At 65.9% G+C, this 19235-nt stretch carries 10 protein-coding genes; 8 read left to right on the top strand and 2 right to left on the bottom strand.

Going from position 1 to position 19235, the window contains the following annotated elements; genetic code table 11:
• The first annotated feature begins 65 nt into the window (after positions 1–65).
• The 8 genes from ABQZ00_RS16125 to ABQZ00_RS16090 all read left to right on the top strand — a co-directional run bounded on the left by ABQZ00_RS16125 (position 66) and on the right by ABQZ00_RS16090 (position 16111).
• The gene (locus ABQZ00_RS16125; protein ID WP_503064287.1) at positions 66–2624 is read left to right on the top strand and encodes a S9 family peptidase; all 2559 of its coding nucleotides are present in this window, start codon (positions 66–68) and stop codon (positions 2622–2624) included.
• Positions 2625–3201: 577 nt separating this feature from the next.
• Positions 3202–5916 (top strand): phosphoenolpyruvate carboxylase, encoded by a 2715-nt coding sequence (gene ppc, locus ABQZ00_RS16120; protein WP_323538776.1) that lies wholly within the window; start codon positions 3202–3204, stop codon positions 5914–5916.
• A gap of 93 nt (positions 5917–6009) precedes the next feature.
• The gene (locus ABQZ00_RS16115) at positions 6010–6582 is read left to right on the top strand and encodes a TetR/AcrR family transcriptional regulator (protein ID WP_115512493.1); all 573 of its coding nucleotides are present in this window, start codon (positions 6010–6012) and stop codon (positions 6580–6582) included.
• Positions 6579–7616: an Lnb N-terminal periplasmic domain-containing protein gene (locus ABQZ00_RS16110; RefSeq protein ID WP_323538777.1), complete on the top strand. Its 1038-nt coding sequence runs from the start codon at positions 6579–6581 to the stop codon at positions 7614–7616. Before ABQZ00_RS16115 ends, ABQZ00_RS16110 begins: the two co-directional genes overlap by 4 nt.
• Positions 7616–9646 carry an esterase/lipase family protein gene (locus tag ABQZ00_RS16105; protein WP_323538778.1) on the top strand — a complete coding sequence of 677 codons (2031 nt, stop codon included), beginning with the start codon at positions 7616–7618 and terminating at the stop codon, positions 9644–9646. The genes ABQZ00_RS16110 and ABQZ00_RS16105 overlap by 1 nt, the downstream gene beginning before the upstream one ends.
• Positions 9647–10044: 398 nt before the next feature.
• Positions 10045–11241, top strand: a complete 1197-nt coding sequence (locus ABQZ00_RS16100; RefSeq protein ID WP_503064286.1) for an OmpA family protein — start codon at positions 10045–10047, stop codon at positions 11239–11241.
• Positions 11242–11808: 567 nt separating this feature from the next.
• Complete coding sequence (locus tag ABQZ00_RS16095) at positions 11809–14583, top strand: TonB-dependent receptor (RefSeq protein ID WP_323538780.1); 2775 nt, start codon at positions 11809–11811, stop codon at positions 14581–14583.
• Positions 14573–16111, top strand: coding sequence for a histidine-type phosphatase (locus ABQZ00_RS16090; protein ID WP_323538781.1), 1539 nt, complete (start codon positions 14573–14575; stop codon positions 16109–16111). The genes ABQZ00_RS16095 and ABQZ00_RS16090 overlap by 11 nt, the downstream gene beginning before the upstream one ends.
• Before the next feature lie 792 nt (positions 16112–16903).
• Here ABQZ00_RS16090 and metK read toward each other — a convergent pair.
• Both metK and ABQZ00_RS16080 read right to left on the bottom strand, forming a co-directional pair.
• On the bottom strand, positions 16904–18115 hold the full coding sequence (gene metK / locus ABQZ00_RS16085) for a methionine adenosyltransferase (protein WP_055851016.1): 1212 nt from the start codon (positions 18113–18115) through the stop codon (positions 16904–16906).
• A gap of 357 nt (positions 18116–18472) precedes the next feature.
• On the bottom strand, positions 18473–18958 hold the full coding sequence (locus ABQZ00_RS16080) for an OsmC family protein (protein WP_323538782.1): 486 nt from the start codon (positions 18956–18958) through the stop codon (positions 18473–18475).
• Positions 18959–19235 lie beyond the last annotated feature (277 nt).

The raw sequence follows: 19235 nt of genomic DNA, 5'->3' as shown, positions 1-19235 counted from the left end.
GAACGGACATGCAGGCCAAACGGAAAGCGCACCACGGGTACCGGCACGGTGATGAAGGGCGCGGCATGCCGGCGCTCGATGCGTCGCCGCTCGCCAGGCCCGGCGGCCATCCGCTCGATGGTGTGGTGACCGGCCGGGCACTGGTGCGTGCGCTGTTGCTGACGGTCCTGGGTGCGCCGCTGCTGGCCTCGGCGGCCGGCGTGCCGGCATCACCGCCAGCGGCAGCGGCAAGCAGCGGTTATCGGCTGCCCTCCAAGGCCTTGCAAGCGGTAGTGGATGCGCCGCGCGCGCCGCTTCTGCAGTTGTCGCCCAAACGCGACCTGGCCGCGATGCTGCAATTGCCGGCACTGCCGGATATCGCCGAAGTGGCCCAGCCCGAGCTCAAGCTGGCGGGCGTGCGCATCCACCCCAAGACCCATGCGGCCAGCCGCTTCTCCTTCGCCAGCAAGCTGTGGCTGCTGGCGGTGGCGGACGGGAGCGAGCGCCAGATTGCCGGACTGCCGTCGCCGTTGTCGCTGGCGGACCAGAGCTGGTCGCCGGATCAGCGCTATCTGGCGTTCCGTCGCGAAGATGCCGCCAGCGGCGCCAACGAGCTGTGGCTGGTGGACGTGGCCGCCGGGCAGGCGCGGCGCCTGGTGGCCGGCTTGAACACCAGCGTCAACGACGAGCTGCGCTGGTTGCCCGATGGCAGCGGGTTGCTGCTGCAACGGCAAGTGGACGGGCAGGGTGCACCGCCCGCGCGCGATGCGACACCGGACGGCCCGGCGATCCAGCAGACCAGCGCCGCGGCCGGAGTGCGCTCGCTGCCGACCTATCAGGACCTGCTGCGCAACGAGGCCGATGCGCGCGTGTTCGAGTACTACGCCACCGGTCAGCCGATCATCGTCACGGTGAGCGGGCAGGTGCGCCCGATTGCCGCGCCCGGTATCTACCTCAACCTCTCGGTATCGCCGGACGGCCGTTACATCCTGAGCGAACGCAGCGAGCGGCCGTTCTCGTACCTGGTGCCGGTGGACAACTTCGCCCGACGTATCGAGGTGTTGGATCTGCAGGGCAAGCTGGTGCGCCAGATCGCCCAGTTGCCACTGGTGGAAGGCCTGCCGACCGGCAACGACGCGGTGCCCACCGGCGTGCGCGATATCGCCTGGCGCGCCGATGCGCCGGCCACGCTGGTGTGGGCCGAGGCACAGGACGGCGGCGACCCGGCACGCGAGAGCAAGATCCGCGATGCGGTGCGGATGCAGGCCGCGCCGTTCACGCGTGCGCCGGTGACGCTGGCGCAACTGGGAAGCCGATTCGAAGGCATCCAGTGGGGCCGTGGCGATCTGGCGATCCTGAGCGAAAGCTGGTGGAAGACCCGCCGCATCAAACAATGGCGCATCGCTCCCGATCAGCCCAAGCAAGCGCCCGAACTGCTGTGGGACCGCTCCTCGCAGGACCGCTACAACGACCCGGGAACCCCGGCGACGGTGGCCGACGGCAAGGGCCATCCGCTGCTGCAGACCAGCGCCGATGGCAATAGCCTGTTTCTGCTCGGCAAGGGCGCCTCGCCGGAAGGCGACCGCCCATTTGTGGATCGCTTCGATCTGCAGAGCAAGCGCGCCACGCGGTTGTTCCATTCGCAGGCGCCCACCTATTCCGCGCCCCTGGCGCTGCTGGATGCGCAAGGCACGCAGCTGCTGCTCAGCCGCGAATCGCCTGAAGAACCTGCCAACTACGTCGTGCAGACACTGGGCGATGCGGCGCCTGCACCCCGTGCGTTGACGCAGTTCGCGCATCCATTGCCGCAGTTGCGTGGCGTGCAGAAGGAGCAGATCCGCTACAAGCGTGCCGATGGCGTGGACCTCACCGCCACGCTGTTGCTGCCGCCCGGTTACGACCCCAAACGCGACGGCCCGCGGCCGCTGCTGATGTGGGCCTACCCGGGCGAGTTCAAAAGCGCCGACACCGCCAGCCAGGTCACCGACTCGCCGTACCGTTTCAATGCGATCAGCTACTGGGGCCCGCAGGCATTTCTGGCGATCGGCTATGTGGTGCTCAACAATCCGACCATGCCGATCGTCGGTGAAGGCGATGCCGAACCCAACGACACCTATGTGCCGCAGCTGATCGCCGATGCGCAGGCGGCGGTGGATGAAGTGGTGCGACGCGGGGTTACCGACCGCGAGCACATCGCCATCGGCGGGCATTCGTATGGCGCCTTCATGACCGCGAATCTGCTCGCGCACACGCGCCTGTTCAAGGCCGGTATCGCACGCAGCGGCGCGTACAACCGCACGCTCACGCCATTCGGTTTTCAGGCCGAAGAACGCAACTACTGGCAGGCGCAATCGGTGTATCAGGCGATGTCGCCGTTCAACTACGCCGACAAGATCAAGGACCCGCTGCTGCTGATCCACGGCCAGGACGACAACAACACCGGCACCTTCCCGATCCAGAGCGAGCGCATGTTCGCCGCGATCAAGGGCCTGGGCGGCACCGCGAAGCTGGTGATGCTGCCCAACGAATCGCATGCGTATCGCGCGCGGCAATCGATCCTGCAGATGTTGGCCGAGAGCGAGCAGTGGCTGCAGAGCAATCTGGGCGAGCCGGTGAAGGAGAAGGGCGCTCCGCGCACGCGTTGATCGAGGGTGCGGAGCCGCGGGCGATGAGGTGTTACCGATCAAGCCTCGTCGCGCCCTGGTGCGCTCCTACTAGGGCGGTTGCCTATGTGTTCGCACGATGCGCGTGGCGCGCAGTGCGGAGGGGCGCTGCACGCGTGCGTTGGCGTGCGCGATCGTAGAGTGCGTCGGTCAAGCCTCGTCGCGCCCTGGTGCGCTCCTACGAGTGGGGTTGCCTATGTGGTCGGAGGAAGCGTGTGACGTGGAGTGCGGAGGTGCGCTGCAGGCTTGCGTTGGCGTGCGTGATCGGAGAGTGAGTCGATCACGCCTCGTCGCGCCCGGGTGCGCTCCTACGAGGGCGGTGCCTATGTGGTCGCAGGATGCGTGTGGCGCATTGCGGAAGTGCGCTGCACGCGTGCGTTGGCGTGCGTGATCGGAGAGTGCGTCGGTCACGCCTCGTCGCGGCCGGGTGCGCTGCTACGGAAGTCGTCGTGCTTGGGTGCGATGGTTCGTGCTGAAACCGTCCCGGTTGTCGCAACCCTCTAATCCTTTTGGGTTAGTCTTCGACGACTTTGCGCTTTGATGAGGGTGTGCGTTTCCGATGAACGAGTACCGCAGCAGTCTTGTGTTCGCTACCCCCGATCTTCCCTTGCGCGACGATGTGCGTCGCCTGGGTGCACTGGTTGGCGATCTGCTCGCCGAGCAGGTGTCTGCGGAATTCCTCGATGAAATCGAACACGTCCGTACCACCGCCATTGCGCGGCGCGAGAGCGATGCGCCGCCCTCCACGCTGAGCGAGCAGCTGACCGGGCGTGAGCCGCGCGATGCCGAGTCGCTGGTGCGTGCTTTCAGTACGTATTTTCAGGTGGTCAACATCGCCGAGCGCGTGCATCGCATCCGCCGCCGCCGCGAGTACCAGCGTAGCGGCATCGATACGCCGCAGCCCGATGGCCTGCACGATGCCCTGCGCCGGCTCAAAGCGCAGGGCGTGACGCTGGAAGAACTCAGCGAATGGCTCCCGCGCATCGACGTGGAGCCGGTCTTCACCGCGCATCCCACCGAAGCGGTACGCCGCGCGCTTCTGGAAAAAGAACAGCTGATGGTCGCCAGCCTGGTCGACAACCTCGACGGCATGCGCACGCCCAACGAGCGCGCCAGCGATGCGGCGCGCTTCCGGATGGCTCTGACCGCTTCGTGGCAGACCGCCGACTCCTCGCCGGTGCGTCCCACCGTGGACGACGAACGCGAGCACGTTGGGTTCTATCTCACCCAGGTGCTCTATCGCGTCATCCCGGTGATGTACGAAACCCTCGAACACGCCATCGAAGAAACCTACGGCAGCGTGCCGACCCTGCCGCGCCTGCTGCGCTTCGGCACCTGGGTGGGCGGCGATATGGACGGCAATCCCAATGTGGATGCCACCACCATCGCCGGCACGCTGGATGCGCAGCGCCGCGCGGTGCTGGACCGCTATCAGAAAGAACTCTGGCAACTGGCCAGCCTGCTCAGCCAGTCGACCACGCTGGTGGCGGTGAGTCCGGCGTTGAACGCGCAACTGGAGCGTTACCGCGCCCTGCTGCCGGATGCTGCCGCACGCTCGCGCCCGCGCCACGGCGACATGCCGTACCGGCTGCTCAACGACCTGATGCGCGCGCGTCTGCAGGCCACGCTGGACGATGCCGATGGCGCCTACAGCGCACCATCGGAGCTGGAACACGATCTGCAACTGATCCTGGACAGCCTGCAGGCCAACAAGGGTCTGCACGCCGGGTGGTTTGCGGTGCGCCGGCTGTTGTGGCGCGTGCGCAGCTTCGGGTTCCATCTGGCGCGGCTGGATGTGCGTCAGGAATCGAGCGTGCATGCGCGCGCGGTGGCCGATGCCTTGGGCCAGGACGACTGGGACGCGCAGGACGCCACACAACGCGCCGCGCTGCTGGGCCCATACGCGTCCGGCGAACAGGCATTGCCGCAAGTGGACGATGAAGGCAATGCGCGGCTGGATGCGGTGTTCGCCGCACTCGCCGATGCACGCACGCGCCACGGCGCCGATGCGCTGGGCAGTTACATCATCTCGATGGCGCATAACCGCGCCGATGTGCTCACCGTGCTCGCCCTGGCGCGGCGTGGTGGCCTGGTCGATGACGCCGGTTCGGTGCCGCTGGATATCGTGCCGCTGTTCGAAACCGTGGACGATCTGCGTGGCGGCACCGGCACCGTGCAGGACCTGCTGGCCGACCCGGTGTATCGCCAGCATTTGGCCGCGCGTGGCGACACCCAGATGGTGATGCTGGGGTATTCGGACAGCGGCAAGGACGGCGGCATCGCGGCCTCGCGCTGGGGTCTGCAGCGCGCGCAGGTCGAGCTGCTGGAAGCAGCCGCCGAGCTCGGCGTGCGGCTCACATTTTTCCATGGCCGCGGCGGCTCGATCGCCCGTGGCGGCGGCAAGACCAGCCGTGCGCTGGATGCCGCGCCGCGCGGCAGCGTCGATGGTCGTTTGCGCGTCACCGAGCAGGGCGAGGTGATCCATCGCAAGTACGGCATTCGCGCGCTGGCATTGCGCTCGCTGGAGCAGATGACCGGCGCGGTGTTGCTGTCCAGCCTGCGTCCGCGCGCACCCGAGCCGCGCGAAGACAACTGGCGGCCGGTGATGGATCTGGTTGCCGAACGCAGCACTGTGGCGTATCGCGCCTTCGTCGGTGCGCCGGATTTCATGCAGTACTTCCGCCTGGCCACGCCGATCGATGTGATCGAACGCATGACGCTGGGCTCGCGTCCATCGCGTCGCTTGGGCCAGGACGCGGCGCTGTCAAATCTGCGCGCGATTCCGTGGGTGTTTGCCTGGAGCCAGGCGCGTGCGGTGATTCCGGGTTGGTACGGCGTGGGCAGCGGCTTGCAGGCGGCGGTGGATGCCGGGCATGAAGACAGCTTGCGCGAGATGGCGCAGGACTGGCCGTTCTTCCGCACCTTCCTGGACGACATCGCGATGGTGCTGTCCAAGGGCGACCTCAATATCGCCGAACTGTTCTCGCGCTTGTCGGGCGACCTGCACACGCGGTTTTTCCCGCAGATTCGCGACGAACTGGCGCTGACCAAGCGCTGGGTCAAGGCGCTGCTGCAACAGCAATCGTTGCTGCAGCACGACCCGCGGCTGGCGTTGTCGATCCGCCTGCGCAACCCCTATATCGACCCGATCAGCGTGTTGCAGGTCGACCTGCTGCAACGCTGGCGTGCCACCGATGGCGAAGACGACGACTTGCTGCGCGCGCTGGTCGCCTGCGTCAACGGCGTCTCGCAAGGCGTGCAGAACACCGGCTGATCCGACCGGCTGATCCGACCGTTGGTCGGAGAAGGGGCGGAATCGTCAAGCGGACTCTGGCATTAACGGACAAATCTGTCCGATAATGCCGGGATGACGACTCCCCGCCCTGATGCCGCGCTTCGCCGCCGGCAGATTCTCGATGCAGCCGACGAAGTGTTCAGCGAACACGGCGTCAATGCCCCGTTGGAACTGGTGGTGGAGCGTGCCGGCCTTGGCCGCGCCACCCTTTACCGCAATTTCCCGGACCGCGAGGCACTGATGACCGCCTTGATGGCGCGCGGGCTGGATGGCCTGGAGCGGCTGGCTGCCGATCTGGCCGACCGACCGGATGGGTTGGCCGTGCTGCTGCACGACGTGGCCGAGCACATCGCCCAGTCTGCGCCGCTGGTGGATTTCTGGCGCTCGATGGAGCGCGCAAACCCGGCGGTGGAAGCGGCCGACCGGCGCGCGGTGGCAATCTTCCTGCCGTTCGTGCACCGCGCCCGCGACGCCGGCCTGTGCCGGGCCGATGTCGACGACGAGCAACTGCTGCTGGTGATCGACATGCTGGGCAGCTGCCTGCGCGGTCACGACGAAGCGGAACGCAAACGTCTGGCGCATCGCTCGGCAGACCTGCTGATGCACGCGCTGGGCATGCACGTGCCGGAAGGCGGCACTCGATGACACCGGCCACCCGCGCGGTGATCGGTCGCTGGGCGCTGCGCGCGCTGCTGGTGCTGGCGGCGCTGTGGGGCGGCCTGGCGATCTATTTCGCGCTCACCGGCAACGCCTTGGTGCGTGGCGGCTGGGTGGCATCGTGGTGCGCGATGGCGCTGGCCGCGTTGTGGGGCTTGCGCCGTGGCCGCGAAAACTGGGCCCTGGTGGGCATCTTCGGTGCCGCGTTCGTGGTGCTGGCGGTGTCGTGGGGGTTCATGCAGCCCAGCCAGGACCGCGACTGGGCCGACGATGTCGCCCAGCGTCTGCAACCGGAGGTGCACGGCAACATCGTCACCCTGCACAACGTGCGCAATTTCGATTGGCATAGCGAAACCAACTACGTCCCGCGTTGGGAAACCCGCCAGTACGATCTGGATCGCCTGGTCAGCGCCGACCTTGCGTTGTCGTACTGGATGGGTCCGGCGATTGCGCACACGTTGATCTCGTTCGGGTTCGACGACGGCTCGCACGTGGTGTTTTCGCTGGAAATCCGCAAGGAACGTGGCGAGTCGTTTTCTGCAGTGGGCGGGTTCTTTCGCAGCTTCGAAGAAACCCTGGTGGCCGCCGACGAGCGCGACATCCTGCGCGTGCGCACCAATGCGCGTGGCGAAGACATGTATCTGTATCGCCTGGCCATTCCCAAGGCCGGCCTGCGCCGCATGTTCATGGGCTACGTGGGGCTGGCTAACGATTTGAATCGCAAGCCGGCCTTCTACAACACGCTGACCAGCAATTGCACCACGATCGTGTTCGCCCTGGTGCGCCAGCTGCAGCCCACCTTGCCGCTGGATCACCGCTTGCTGCTGTCCGGCTACGCCGATGAATATGCGTACGACCATCACGGGCTGATGCCGGGCTATGACTTTGCGACGTTGAAGCAGCGTGGACATTTCACCGCGCGTGCCATCGCCGCCGACACCGCGGCGGACTTTTCCAAACGCATCCGCGCCGGCATGCCGCAGGCGCCAGCGCCTGGCGCGTCGACGAGTGCAGCGCGGTGATGCTGCACAGGCGTCTGCGTCGCACCGCCATGGGGTTGGCGGCGGTACTGACGTGCATGTGGTTGAGCGGCTGCGCGATGGTCACAGTGCAGGCGCGCAACAGCGGCGACTACATCGCGCAAACGCGTGGCGATGTGCTCAGCACCGGTGCGCTCAGTCAGGCCGGCAGCGAGACCTTGCAGGTGGCCGGGCTGCAACCCAAGACGTGCCGCAAGCAACCGCTGCCTTGCGTGCAGCAGCTCACGAATGTGGCGGGTATCGGCGATGAGCGCCGCCTCGCCACGCAAGCCGAATTGTGGACCGCGCACGCGATCGACCTGAGCGGTCGCCACCCGGCGCAGATGAGCGACGCAGCGGTGCAGGCTTGGCTGGAAGCCGCGCGGCATGCCTACGCCTATCTGTTCTTTACCGCGCGTGCGCCGAGCGCGCGCGCATTCGAAAACCGCCAGACGCAGGTGCGCGACTACTACAACTACGCCGTGCAACAGGTGGTCGAGCGTTTGTTTGCGCGCGCCCAGCAGGCTGGCGACACCGTGCCCACACCGACGCAGGTGGGCCGTTGGCAGGTGGCCGTCGACATGTCCGCGTATCGGCTGCCCGGTGGCGGCAACACGCCGCGTGCGATCTTTGCGGCTTCGGCGTTGCGCTTCAATGGATTACGCAGCACTTACAGCCGGGATGGCTTCGGTGCCGAACTGGTGGCCGAAGTGGACCCCCAGGTGGTCGGCGACCCGGCCGGGCTCGCCTTGCAGCAAGCCGTCCCCGCAAGTACCTCGCCCGAACGCCCGCTGCCGACCTTCAGCGAGATGCCGTACGCACCGGCAACGCTGCTGTTGCGCTTCGATGGCGACACCCTGGATGCGGTGTTGCGGACCGATGCGGTGACCGTGGTGCCGTACGACCCGTATCGCCAGAACGAGGTGGTGCTGCATGGTCAGCATGTGCCGCTGGCGGCCAACTTCACCGCTGCCTATGGGCTGTGGCTGGCCAAGTCGGGCTTTGCCGCGCAATCGCTGCGCTCGATGCTGGGCAGCGCGCGCGGCATCGATCGCCCGCATCTGTATCTGATGCAGCCCTACGACCCTAACCGCCGCGTACTGCTGATGCTGCACGGGCTGGCCAGCAGCCCGGAAGCATGGGTCAACGTGGCCAATGAAGTGATGGGCGATGAAACCCTGCGTCAGCAGTATCAGATCTGGCAGGTGTATTACCCGACCAACGCGCCGATTGCGGTCAATCGTGCGGAGATTCAGGCATTGGTGGAGCGCAGCCTGCGCCACTTCGATCCGTCCGGCACCGCGATCGCTTCGCAAGACATGGTGTTGATCGGCCACAGCATGGGCGGGGTGATCGGGCGTTTGCTGGTGTCTGCATCCGGCGAACAGCTGTGGAATTCGCTGCTGCAAGACTATCGACTGGAAGGCGAGCGCGGCGCACGGGTGCGCGCGAAATTGTCGCCATTGCTGCATTTTTCGCCAATGCCGCAGATCGACCGCGCCATCTTCATCGCCGCACCGCACCGCGGCACGCCATTGGCCGAAGGTGGACTGGGGCGCTTCGTCGGACGTCTGGTGCGGCTGCCGATTGCCGTGCTGGATCACTTCGGCGATGTGCTGCAGGACCTGGCCAACAGCGAGCGTGAGGGGCACGGCGGCCAATACCAGCGCAAGGGCCGCCTGCTGCCGCCCACCAGTATCGACAACCTGCGCGATACCGACCCGTTCGTCCGCGCCACGATGGATCTGCCGATCTCGCCACAGGTGCAGTACCACACCATTATCGGCCGCGAAAAACCGCAGGTGCCGCTGGCCGAGTCCGACGATGGACTGGTGCCGTATCGCAGCGCGCATCTGGACGGCGCTGCGTCCGAACTGGTGGTGACCTCCTGGCACAGCGTGCAGGAAACTCCGCAGGCGATTCTGGAGATTCGCCGCATCCTGCATGCGCAGCTGCAGTCCGAAGCCGGCGAGGCACCTGCGCAGGGTCAGTCGCCCGCGCCCGTGCCCGCTGCGACGCCTGCGATGTTGTAAGGGGGCGCCACGCGCGATCGGTGGACGCTGCGGGCAGTTGCCGACAAACGCAGTGAAGCAGCAATGCAGGTGCGCGCGAGGTCTACTGCACCTGGTGACGCGTGCGATGTACGCGACGGACGCCTGATGGTTGCGGCCCGCCTTGCATCCAGCAGATAGCCCTCTGACAACATCCTTGTGTTGTCGCTTGTCGCTTGTCGCTTGTCGCTTGTCGCTTGTCGCTTGTCGCTTGCCGTGCCACTGCACGGTCGGTCTCCGGTCGCGCAGCAATAGTGCGCAGGCAGTTGCCGATAGCGCTGCCAGTGCCCTCGACACGCATCCGCACTGGCCTTAGCACCTTGTTTACCGCGCTCGTGCTATCAGGCACGTCTCGTACAGACTCGAACAAGGCAGAGACGATGCGCAAGCTGTCGGCAGTGCTGTGGGTGCCCCTGTTGCTGGTTGGTTGCGGCCGTGGCGAAGGCCCGAAGGATGCAGCCGGTGCTGCTGCTGCCTCACCTGCGGCGAGCGAGGCTGCGCGCCCCCCGGATGCGCCGGCAGCAGCGCATGACAGCGTGCCGGAATTTCCAGCCATCCCCACCATCGTCATCCCCGAGATCGTCGGCGTGACCCCGGCGCAACGCGCACTGGAGGCCTCGCTGCAGGACATCCTCGACCCGATCGAAGGCGTCAGCGTCGCACCTGCGCGCTGCGGCGATGGCGGCACCTTGATCAACGATGCCGGCATTACCAGCATGGATGCCAACGGCAACCTGCTGCGCAACGGCGACGGCGGCCTGTTCAACCTCAAGGCCGACGGCAGCGGTACCGCCAACTTCGATGGCGGCCTGGTCAACGTCAATGCCGATGGCAGCGGCACCATCAACGCGTCCGGGCAGGGTGGCGACGACGCCCTCATCGACGTGCAGTCCAACGGCGGCGGCACCTACAACGGCCCGGCCGGCCTGATCAGTTTGAATGGCAAGGGCGCAGGCACCTGGAACAGCGACAAGAGCGGCCTGATCGATAATCACGGCGATGGTAGCGGCACCTGGAATGGGCCGCGCGGCCTGGTCACCATCAACGCCGATGGCTCCGGCACCTGGAACGGACCGGAGGGTCTGGTGCAGAACCGCGGCGATGGCACCGGCACGGTCGGCACCCCGCCGCGCGAAGTGCGCATGCCTCCGCTGCCGAAAGTACCGCCGGCCGGCCGCTTCCCGCCTCTGCAAAAGTTCGCCCCGCCCGGTGCAGCGTGCGGCTATCTGATCACCTTGAACGACCGCATCCTGTTCGACTTCGACAAGTCCGACATCCGCCCCGATGCCGCGCGCGTGCTCGACACGCTGGCCGCCGCGCTCGGCAAGGTGACAACCCAAGAGATGGAAGTGCGCGGACATACCGATGCCAAGGGCGATGACGCCTACAACCAGTCGCTGTCCGAGCGCCGGGCCAATGCGGTACTGGCCGCGTTGCGCACGCGCGGCGCCGCACAGGGCGCCGGCGCAAAGGGCTATGGCGAATCGCAACCGGTGGCGCCCAACACCGTCAACGGGCAGGACAATCCGGGGGGGCGTCAGCTCAATCGGCGGGTCGAGATCTTCTTGCGCTCGTGAATGAGGCTTGCAGCATCAGGTAAGCGGTATCGGGTGGGCGTGCGCGTTGCACCGGCGCCGGCATCGGCCACTCGATGCTGGTTTCGCGCACTGCCGCGCAGGGGGGTCGTAACGTCATCGTGGTGTCGGCCGCGACGCCGCACGTGACGTAATCGCTTGTGCCTACAGACACCTTCAACCGCATTTAGAGTGCTGTCTGCAAACACGGCAGACGCCTTGCTGCGAGAGGCATCGCTGACAGTTCATGCCGCCTCGGCAGCATGCGTTGTCATGTCGCGTTTTGCGAAGACTCCTGTGCGCCCGCGCCAGTAACCGTATGCGCATGCCGGCAGCGATCCACGCTTCCATACGCCAGCGACTATGCCGACTTGCGCGCTTGCCGCGCGCATTTGTCATGTCTGTAGCGTACGTCATGGTTTTGAAATATGCCGTCACCACCATGCGCGGCGCCTGCTTGCAGGTGTGACGCAGGTCCGCTGTCAAAGGCCACGTCGCTCTCTCACACATCGTGGTGGCGCCGCCGTGGCTTGAGTCCATGGGGCGTTGCTGCACCCATCGGATTTGATCATGATCGCTCGTTGTTCGTTGCTGCGTCCTTCGCGCTTGTCGCAGGCCTTATGCGTGTCGTTGTCGATTTTTTGCGGCCATGCTGCCGCGCAATCCGCACAGGCTGCCGCAACCCCTGCGCAAGGCGAAATGGCCACGTTGGACAAGGTCACCGTCGCCGCCACCCGTTACAACGCGACCGACATGCAGATGGCTGCAACCAACACCGTCAACGTGTTGTCGGCCGACGATCTCAAGACCACTGCGGTACACAACGTGGCCGAAGCATTGGGCCTGATGCCGGGCGTCAATGTGATCAACACCGGGCAGTCGTATTTCGGCGGCATCGATGGCGCGGCGCGTGGCGAAGGCATGTTTTCGTCGGTGCGCGGTCTCAATGCCGAATACAACGTCAACCTGATCAATGGCATCAACGTGGCACAGGGCATGCCGTACAGCCGTGGCGTGCAATTGAGTCTGTTGCCGCCATCGGGGCTGCAGACCATCGTGTTGAACAAGACCTCCACCGCCGACATGGACGGTGATGCGATTGGCGGCACCATCGACTACCGCACGCCCAGCGCTTTCGACTCGTCCGATCGCCAGGGCGGCAGCGTGACCTTGAGCGGACGCATGGAAAGCCGCGCACGCGACTACGGCGATTCCGGACTGGGAAGCGGCGCAGCCGGCGATTGGCATGCACGTTTTGGCAATGCCGGGCAGTTCGGTGTAGCGGTCAGCGCGTATTACGACGAGCGTCATTTCGTCAACAGCGAAGTGGCCGGCGCGTCGGCGGCGCGTAACGATGGGTCCTGGGAATTCGCGCGTGCCGATGCCAGCGGCAATCTGGCCGCCGGGAGCGACCCGCAACAGGTGCTGCAGAGCACGGGCATCAACATCGGATACTCGCAGGGCGACACTCGCCGCTACGGTGGCAATGCCGCCTTCGATTGGCGTGTGGACCCCAGCCTGCATCTGTATGCGCGCATGACCTACGCCTTCGCCAAGACCGAGCAGAACACCGGTTACACCCAGTTCGTGCCGGCCAATGTCAGCTTCACCCAGATCGGCACCAGTGGTGTGTATCAGCCGCAGATCAATCGCGTGGCAGTGCGCTACTGGTACGAAACCAACCCGGAAGAAGCAGACCTTGCCACCATCCAGCTGGGTGCGGAAAAACAGCTGGGGCATTGGACGTTCGCGCCGAACATCTTCTACGGCACCGGCAACAACGATCGCCCGGATCACGTGGAAATTTCCGCACGCAACGATCAATACACTTCGACCAACTTCGCCTACGGCGCCAACCGCTTCATCAGTTACGACGGCGACGGCTTCCCAATCCCGTTACTGACCCCGGCGATGCAGGCGCAGGCGTCCGATGTGGGCAGCCTGTTCGCGCGCCGCACCGGTCAACTTTCCAAACAGTACAGCGGCCAGGACAAGGGTGGCGGCAAGTTCGATGTGGGCTACGATTTCGATGACGGCCTGCTCAGCCGCATCGCCTTCGGCGTGAAGTATGTCGACAGCTCGCGCAGCTTCACCGATCGCGACTGGACCAATGCCAAGTACACCGACGGCACCTTGTTGCGCGACACCGGGTTGATCGCGCAGCGCTACGACGCGGTGTATCCGGGGCAATACGCACTGCCCACGGTGCGCTTGAGCAACGCCGCGCTCAACGACCTGATCGCACGCACGCTGACGCCGGCCAGCTTCGATAGTTGCGGGCAGCTGGCGGTCAACAACCTCAACTGCAACACCATGCGCGCCACCGAAGCAGTCAGTGCTGCCTATGCGATGGCGACACTGCGTACCGGCGATTGGGAAATCCTGCCGGGTGTGCGCTTCGAACATACCGCCATCACCAATACGTTCTGGGCGCAGCCGGCGGCCGTCAACGGGGCCGAGCAGGTCGGCGCATTCGCCAACAACCACACGCGTTACGACGTGGTCTTGCCGAGCGTGTTCGTGAACTACCGGCCCGCGGGCGACAGCGCGGTGTATCGCGGCTCGGTGTGGACCAGTTACACCCGTCCAGCGTTCGTGCAGCTGGGCGGTGGCCGCTCCACGAATATTTCCAGCGACGGCCAGACCATCATCACCGAAGGCAACCCGGATCTGAAACCGATCAAGTCGCTCAACGTGGATCTGTCCGGCGAATGGCAGAACGACACCGGCGGTCACGCGATGCTGGCCGGCTATTACAAGCGCCTGACCGACTACATCTACGAGAGCGGTTCCAATGCGGCCAATGCCGGCGAAAGCGGCACTGCCAGTACGCGCTTCGTACGTCCGCAAAACGGCGGCGACGGCCGCGTGCTGGGCATGGAAGCTGCCGTGCGGCAGACCTTCCAGGGCCTGCCCGCACCACTGGATGGCTTCGGCATCGGCGCCAATGTCACCCGACACAGCACGCGCGTGGATCTGGGCGTAGCAGGCTTTGCGCACGAACGCATCCAGAACGCCCCGAACCTGCTCGCCAACGCGGAGCTGTTCTACGAAAAGGGACCGTGGTCTATCAATCTGAGCTACCACTACTCTGGCGAATACGTGTCGGTGTACGACTATCTCAATCAGGGCGCGCGCTGGGACAACCTGTGGATCAAGCCGATCACCCGCGTGGACCTGCATCTGGGCTATGCGCCGAGCGAGCATCTGCGCGTGGACCTGTCGGTTGCCAACCTCACCAAACAGCACAGCTATTGGGCGCATGTGGGGCACGACACCACGGCGATTTCCGACATCGTCGATTCGGGCATGACCAGCTTGGTGACCGCCAAATATGTGTTCTGAGTCTGATCGGGCAGGGTGGGGCATCTCAGCGCAGGTGCAGCAGCACGACAAGCCCGCTGCGGGAAGCGTCGACAGCGCGGAGCAGGGCGCATCGCATTGCGGGACGTTGGCTGGCGATGGGGAGCCGCTGTGGTCCGCGCGATGTGGGGCGGGTGGGCGTGACGCGATGGGGATCGCGTCACCTTCGCTACGCGCAGCGCCGGGGCGGCGTGGTGGTGGCGCGCTTGCGATCACCGGTGTCTGCCTGCTGCTGACGCTTGCAGCGGTGTTGGGTGGCTGTGCATCGCCGACGCGCAGCACATCGGCAGGTCGTGCGAGTGATCGATTGCCCGCTGACTCCCGCGGTGCCGCTGCCGTCGCGGATCGGCAGCCGGGGCAGACCGAGCAGTTGGAACGCGTGGTGGTGGTGTTCCGCCATGGCGTGCGTGCGCCGCTGCAGGGTGAAGCGGCCGCCGCGCAGTACGCCGACCAACCCTGGCCGCAGTGGTCCACCCCGGCCAGCCTGCTCACTCCGCGCGGGCGCAAGGCGGTGCGATTGAGCGGCGCGTATCTGCGTCAATGGTTGACGCAGCAGACGCTGCTGCCGCACACGGGATGCCCGGCGGCGGGGAGTGTGTCGGTCTGGGCCAATACCGATCAGCGCACCATCGACAGCGGTGCCTTGCTGGCCGACGCATTGGCGCCGGGCTGCGGCATCGTCGCCGGGCACCGCGAGGCGGGCAGTAACGACCCGTTGTTCCGGCCGATCGAGGCAGGCGCGGTGCCGTTCGATGCGGCTGCGGCAGTGGCATCGATCCAGCAGCAGACCGGCGGCCCTGCCGCAGTGCTGCAGGGCCATGCGGCCGAGTTGCAGGCGATGCAGCAGATCCTGGGCTGCACACGCACGCCCTGCGACTTTGCGCACATGCCGTCCACGCTGGCGCCATCGGCCAATGGGCGTGGACTGGCCTTGGGCGGGCCGATCGACCTGACCTCCGGCACCGGCGAGGTGCTGTTGCTGCAGTACGCCGACGGTCTGCCGCTGTCGCAGGTCGGCTGGGGTCGCACCACCCCAGAACGCCTGGCGCAGGTCTCGCGCCTGCATGCGCTGTTGTTCGATATCTACGCGCGCCCGCACTACATGGCGCAGCGTTCCGGCGCGCCGCTGGCACGCGAGGTGCTGCAACGGTTTGGCGACGCGCAGTCGCCCAGGTTGTCGGTGTTCGTCGGCAGCGACACGCATATTGCCGCATTAAGCAGTCTGCTCGGCGTGCACTTCCATCTGCCCGGCTACGGCGCCGACGATCCACCACCAGGCGGTGCGTTGCTGCTCGGCCTGTGGCGGCAACCTGACGGAACGCGCGTGGTGCGTGCCCGCTACCTGGCGCAATCGCTGGATCAACTGCGCACCCTGGCACCGCTGGACCTAGCACACCCGCCGCTGCAACAGGAACTGGCCCTGGATGTCTGCGCGCCCGAACAGCGCATGGCGTGCCCATTGCCCGCGTTTGCGCAGGCGCTGGAGCAGCAGCTGAAGCTGGATCCGTAGGTGCGGTAGTGCGATGTCAGGTTGAAGCGCGTCTTCCTGCCTGAGGCAACCGAATGGACGTGCCGTGCAGCGCGGCTCCGCCCCGCACCCTCACCCCAACCTCTCTCCCGCAGGGAGAGATGCTTTGATCCCTTCTCCCGGCGGGAGAAGGTGCCCCGCAGGGGCGGATGAGGGTACGCGCGCAGCCTAATGGAAGTGCCATGCAGCGCGGCTTCGCCCCGCACCCTCACCCCAACCCCCTCTCCCGCAGGGAGAGGGGTTTTGATCCCTTCTCCCGGCGGGAGAAGGTGCCCCGCAGGGGTGGATGAGGGTACGCGCGCAGCCTAATGAACCTTCCGTGCAGCGCAGCTTGGCTCCGCACCCTCACCCCAACCCCTCTCCCGCAGGGAGAGGGGCTTCGATCCCTTCTCCCCTCGGGAGAAGGTGCCCCGCAGGGGCGGATGAGGGTACGAGCGCAGCCTCATGGACGTGCCGTGCAGCGCGGCTCCGCTCCGCACCCTCACCCCAACCCCTCTCCCGCAGGGAGCGGGGCTTTGATCGCTTCTCCCCTCGGGAGAAGGTGCCCCGCAGGGGCGGATGAGGGTACGCGCGCAGCCTAATGGACGTGCCATGCAGCGCGGCTTCGCTCCGCACCCTAACCCCAACCGATCTCCCGCAGGGAGAAGGTCTTTGATCCCCTCTCCCGCCGGGAGAAGGCCCCCGCATGGACGAATGCTGGCGCTAGGCCTTAAAACGCAATGGGCCGCGTTAGCGGCCCATTGCGACACACCCACGCTCCAAAGAGCGCGTGGCTTACTTCAGCTTCGCATCGGCGCGCAGGGCGTCTGCGCGGTCGGTCTTTTCCCACGAGAACGCGGTCGCGCTGTGCTGCGCGCCGGTGGCGTCGGTGTAGGTGAAGTCCTTCGGCTTGCGGCCGAAGTGACCGTAAGACGCGGTCTGCTGGTACATCGGGTGGATCAGGTCGAGCATCTGGATGATGCCGAACGGACGCAGGTCGAAATGCTTGCGGATCAGCTTTTCGATCTGCTCGTCGGCGATCTTGCCGGTGCCGAACGTGGTGACCGAGATCGAGGTCGGCTCGGCCACACCGATGGCGTAGGAGACCTGCACTTCGCAACGGTCGGCCAGGCCGGCGGCCACGACGTTCTTGGCCACATAGCGTGCGGCATAGGCGGCCGAGCGGTCGACCTTGGACGGATCCTTGCCCGAGAACGCGCCGCCACCGTGACGGGCCCAGCCGCCGTAGGTGTCGACGATGATCTTGCGACCGGTCAGGCCGCAATCGCCCACCGGGCCGCCGATCACGAACTTGCCGGTCGGGTTGATGTGGAACTTGGTGCCCTTGTGCAGCCACTTGGCCGGCAGCACCGGCTTGAGGATCTCTTCGCGCACCGCTTCGATCAGGTCTTTCTGCTTGATGCCCGGGTCGTGCTGGGTCGACAGCACCACCGCGTCGATCGCGGTCGCAACGCCGTCTTCATAGCGCAGGGTGACCTGCGACTTGGCATCCGGACGCAGCCAGGACAGCGCCGAGTTCTTCTTCTTGCGGATCTTGGCCTGCTGCTCGACCAGGCGGTGCGCCAGGTGGATCGCGGCCGGCATGTAGCTGTCGGTTTCGTTGGTGGCATAGCCAAACATCAGGCCCTGGTCGCCGGCACCCTGCTGTTCGGGGTTCTTGCGGTCCACGCCCTGGTTGATGTCCGGCGACTGCTTGCCGATCAGGTTGAGCACGCCACAGGTCTCGCCGTCGAAGCCGACGTCGGAGCTGTTGTAGCCGATGTCCAGGATCACCTTGCGGGTCAGCGCTTCCAGGTCGATCCAGGCGCTGGTGGTCACTTCGCCGGCAACGATCGCAACACCGGTCTTGACCATGGTCTCGCAGGCCACGCGGGCACGCTTGTCCTGGGCCAGGATGGCGTCGAGCACGGCATCGGAGATCTGGTCGGCGATCTTGTCCGGATGGCCTTCGGAGACCGATTCGGAGGTGAACAGGTAGCTGGACATCAGGCTTATATCCCTTAATTCGGATGAAAAGATGGCTGCGGATGATACACGCCCCGTGTGTCCGTTGCATTGTGCGCCTGAACGCGATGCCGTGGGGTTAAGCACAACCGACAAAACGCCCCGGCAGCGGGCAGTGAGGTGTCTACATCACGCAAAGGCGGCAATGCGCGAGCGAGGCATGCCGATCCCCACCGGCCAGTGCCGTCCCTGCGACAGCACGGCGTGCAATGGGGGCGTCTGTCACTGCACGAGTTGCTCGAACATCTGGCCGGCACCGGTGTCGCGCTGCAAACGCTGCGGTCGGCGGTGGGCAGCTATCCCCGACAGCAACCGCTACAGCCTTGAGCAACCCACCGCTCAGGCCGATTCGGCCAATTGCAGCTGGGGCTCGTGGCTGACCGGGAAATTCATCGAGCGGGCGATGAAGCATTTTTCATGCGCGGTGTGGTGCAGCGCCCTGGCTTGCGCGAGGTCGCTGCCCGGTGCCAGGGTCACCAGCGGGCGCAGCACCACCGAGGTGAACTGCCCGGCGCCATCGGCCTGCTCCAGCATCGCGCCTTCGGCGTTGTCCTCGTAGGCCTGCACGATGATGCCGGCATCGGCGCACAACCCCAGATACCAGAGCTTGTGGCACGCCGACAGCGAGGCGACCAGCAGGTCTTCGGGGTTCCAGAGTGCCGGGTCGCCGCGAAAGCCCGGATCTGACGAGCCGTCGATCGCACTGGCCTTGCCCTCGGCCTCGATACGGTGGTCGCGACTGTAGGCGCGATACCCCGAGGTGCCGCTGCCCTGGTTGCCGGTCCAGGTGACCTTCACGCTGTACTGGTGCCGTTTGTCTGGCATTACCGCACTCCTTGTCTGCGTCGCACAGGGTGCGCCCTTCAACCCTGACAGCCAGGGTACTCGACCGCTCCGGTCTCTACCGGGGGCGGTACTTCCCAACGGTGGACCATCCGCGCCAGGTCGTTGTTGTGCAGGCTGCTGTCGCGCTGTCGCGCTGTCCCGCTGTCGCGTTGGCCGTTACACCGATACATCTCTTTCTCTGTCTGCTCCAGCTAGCAGAGGATCAATGACGCGGGGTCGCCATGTAGCAGGTCGAGGGCTTTCCTGCGCATCTGCC

Source organism: Xanthomonas sp. WHRI 10204 (assembly GCF_040202875.1).
Classification (GTDB): domain Bacteria; phylum Pseudomonadota; class Gammaproteobacteria; order Xanthomonadales; family Xanthomonadaceae; genus Xanthomonas.
The sequence above is the reverse complement of the archived record's forward strand: the minus strand, read 5'-3'. Positions and strand labels throughout refer to the sequence as shown.